This window comes from Synechococcus sp. H60.3 (genome assembly GCF_047462295.1).
Lineage (GTDB): Bacteria > Cyanobacteriota > Cyanobacteriia > Thermostichales > Thermostichaceae > Thermostichus.
This window is the reverse complement of the sequence record NZ_JANSIY010000179.1, coordinates 1-3,120: the sequence shown is the minus strand read 5'-3', so window position 1 is coordinate 3,120 and position 3,120 is coordinate 1. Positions and strand designations below refer to the sequence as shown.

At 48.4% G+C, this 3,120-nt stretch carries 3 protein-coding genes; all 3 read left to right on the top strand.

What is annotated here, in order from left to right:
• Positions 1–1,252, top strand: a 1,252-nt coding sequence (locus NW841_RS12495; protein ID WP_414386680.1) for a hypothetical protein, incomplete at its 5' end; no start/stop codon positions are given.
• Positions 1,242–1,817, top strand: coding sequence for a hypothetical protein (locus NW841_RS12490; RefSeq protein WP_414386677.1), 576 nt, complete (start codon positions 1,242–1,244; stop codon positions 1,815–1,817). The genes NW841_RS12495 and NW841_RS12490, both read left to right, overlap by 11 nt.
• A 23-nt stretch (positions 1,818–1,840) precedes the next feature.
• Positions 1,841–3,043, top strand: a complete 1,203-nt coding sequence (locus NW841_RS12485) for a hypothetical protein (protein WP_414366852.1) — start codon at positions 1,841–1,843, stop codon at positions 3,041–3,043.
• Positions 3,044–3,120 lie beyond the last annotated feature (77 nt).

Below are 3,120 nucleotides of genomic sequence, written 5' to 3'. Positions count from 1 at the left end.
TCTCCCGGCAGTGCTACAAGTGATCAACTCAGCTAGAGAGATTAGCAGTGCCCTAGATGTCATAATCAATACAAGACGAATTCAGACGCTAGAGGAAGTAGATAGGCAAAGAAAATATATTCAAGAGAGACAAGAGCAATGCAAGGAAGCAATCAATCAAGTTGCCCAATCGTTTATCGCTGACATTACAGACTTACTCAACCAAGTTGCCAGTGCTAGTGGCACTCCTGAGTCCCTATCAAAGATTGAGGAGGAAGCCAGAAAGAAGGGCTGGCAGGGGTTTCCCGATTTTATTGACTTTGTGGACGAGCAAGTTAAAGATTTGATTAATAAAATCATCGCTCCAGTTCGAGATGCACTCAAGCAAGAAATTGGTGTTTATCCGCTAGAAGATTCTCTGAAAGAAGTGATCCCTGCTCACATTGCCAACCTCGTTGCTAGATCTTGCGACATGACACTCAGAACGTTGAGGGATTGTGAGTGTCAGGGAGACAGCCTGATTCTGAGAGTACCTGTTGAGGAGAAAACCAAAAAGCCTCATGAGAAGATAGAAAGAGCTGAGCGCGCTGTTTTAGCTCTTTACCAATCGGTTAGGGACGCTCTCGAACATAGGGCCGAGTTTCTGTTACAGGCAAAGGCTCAAACTTTTGAGAGATTTGCGAACTCATTGATCTCTCAGCTTATTGCAAACCTTATTGGAGCCGTTGAAGAAATCCTCACAGTCTCTGAGGAAGATAAGCTAGGGATCCAGGAATTGATTCAAACTGGCGTTAAGCTGAGAAGCGAGCCCTTGCGCCTTACGCAAGATGTCTTTCTCTTTAATAAAAGAGCAAAGATAGAGACTACAAAGAAGGACAAAACTACAATAGTCGAGGAGCCTAGATCTTGCTTTGGAGGCAAGGAGTACAAGATAGCTAAAGTTGGGACGGAGTTCTATCAACAGCTAATTGTACCCAGCTTCGATAAGATGGCTGAGGAGTGGTCAAGCGGAGCAGATGCTGGTAAGCGAAAATTGTGGCAAGTTCTGAAAGAATGGATCATAGGTTACATGGAAGAACTAAGAGAGGCTACTCAAAAATTGGTTAGAAAAGCACTTGACCTTTCTATGGGTGAGCTAGATGAGCAAAGAAGGCGGATTGAAGAGAACTTTAACCAAGCAGTAGCTATAGCCGAAGATCTGGAGAATAGGAAGAATGCAATTGAAAGTTTTGTTCAATCTTTGTCTTGCTTAGGGAGTGGGAATGATGAATGAGAATAACAAAGAGCAGGGAGAGCTTCTTGCTAAATTAGCTGCTGTAGGACTTGGAGCTATCGTTGGTGGTGCTATTGGAGGACCAATAGGGGCTGCTGTTGGAGCAGCTGCTGGACTTGGGTTTGCAGAACTTAGGCTTGCAGAAAATTTGCCCAAACCCGAGCCCCCCGAACCCCCAACCAGGCTCCCCAGTTTGGTTGTGCTAGCCTCGAGGGCTAGCCAGTTTCGCGAATACTTTTCTCACCTTTCTCCCGGACAAAAAATAACAGAGAAGAATGCGTGTGAGCTTCTGTATAAAAACTCAAAGTATATCTGGAGAGGCACACAGAAAGAGTTTGAGGCTCTGAAAGAGGAAGTCGAGAAGTTTCCGGCTGAAAATCTCAAAAGTGCTTTTTATCTAGTGGCTCTCGAAGCTGACGAGGATCTCCCTGGACTTGCCAGAGACACGAGTCCTCTTGAGCGAAGGGATGCGTTTCTGGCTCTATGCAGTAAAGCAAAGATTGTCTGGATTTCCCCCCCATTACATTTAAACTCCTTTGCCAACAAGGATTTCTACCTTGTGTGACCGGAACTTTGGGAGCGTAAGTCATGCTCATTCCAACTCTCCTTTTTGCTTCTCCTTCGATTGTCAGCGGGCTTTTGGATGGATCCCTGGTTCGCTACGGTGGCGTTGTTCGAGAAGCTGCCACGGGTCGCATCGTCAAGCATTTGGCCGAAGCTCCCGGCCTGACCAGCTTGCTGATGAATGCGCCGGTATCTCCTGAATCCGTGATTAATGCCCTTGGTCACCAAGCCACTCATCGAAAGCTTGAGGTTTTGCAGCAGACTGCCACCAAGATTTTGGGGCTTTCTCAGGTAGCTGCTGGCGCTAGCGTTTTAAACCTGGGGGTTAGCGCTATTGGCTTTACCTACATGCATTTCCGCCTGAATCAGTTGCAAGACTCTATTGCCCGCCTAGAGAAGATTGTTAGGGAAGGGCTCCAAGACATTCAGCAAAAGCTAGATGCACTTTCTGGCCAACTGGCCTATTTGCAAGCTTTGGCCGTTCAGAGTAGAGCCGAAATTCTGTTGGCTATCTCCAATTTGCATCGTGCTCTTTTCATTCAAAGTCTTGCTAAGCTGCAGGCAGAGCTGGTTAGTTTGCACCGATTCCCGGAGGCTTCTCCTCGCGATGCCCTTAAGGCGCTGGCGGAAGCCCGCATCTTTTTCTCCGACCAAGCCCATCAGATCCCTGTTGAGCGCCAGGCCCACTGCCTACTGCTTGGCGATATTGCCCTCAAGGGTTGGGCAGTTTCCCTAGCGGCGGAATCCCAGCTTCTGCTTAAGCATGGGTACCTGCAAGATGCCGTCGATGCCCTCGACTTTGAGGTTCCTCGTTTCCGGGAACTAAGCGAAAGGTGGTGTGCAGCTCTCTTGCCAGCGGATCGACCTCAGCTCCGGACCGCCTATACGTACACAGCTCCCGGCTTTGCTGGCCACATCTCTAGCGAACGCATCCAGCGCATTGCTCGTCTTTCCCCACTTGATCGAGCGCTTACACCGGAGCAGCGCTTCCTTAGGGAAAAGAATCTTTCTGTCGAGTTCCAGATGACCTACTTCCAAGAGCTGGACAAGTCTTGGTACCTTTCCCAAGCGGCTTTAGCCGAATACCTAGACACCCTCAGCGAGCTCGCGGAGCGCCTTGAAAGTCTCCAGTCTTTTGCTCACCTCTCTCGGGAGCTTAACCAAGCGGATCCCTACCAATTGATCCCATCTGAACCCCAAAGTCTTTATCTACTATCTGCTGGGTAATACAGCCTGTTAAAGAATCAAGGGGTACAGTAGCAACACTTAGCAAACCAACTCCGGAAGCAGGATGGATTGATCAG